Source organism: Flavobacterium piscinae, from assembly GCF_004122145.1.
GTDB classification, from domain to species: Bacteria; Bacteroidota; Bacteroidia; order Flavobacteriales; family Flavobacteriaceae; genus Flavobacterium; species Flavobacterium piscinae.
Window position 1 is genome coordinate 1 of sequence record NZ_SBKQ01000062.1, and the last position, 219, is coordinate 219.

Genomic DNA, 219 nt, shown 5'->3' on the forward strand with positions numbered 1-219 from the left:
CAGGCGTATTTGACCCGGCACAAGACACCGCAGGCGTGTATACCTATACAGTAAGCGGCACAGCACCTTGTACCCCACAAAGCACCACAGTTACAGTCACAATTAACCCCATCCCCAATGCGGGAACTGATAACAGTATTGTTTTATGTGAAACAAGTCCGGCAGTAGATTTATTCACACAATTGGGCAATAGCCCTGAAACGGGCGGAACGTGGTCAC

1 protein-coding gene is annotated in these 219 nt (G+C 49.3%); it reads left to right on the forward strand.

All coding sequences use genetic code 11. From position 1 onward, the window contains the following. On the forward strand, window positions 1–219 hold a 219-nt coding region (locus EQG68_RS15180; protein ID WP_164975488.1), incomplete at both ends, for a hypothetical protein.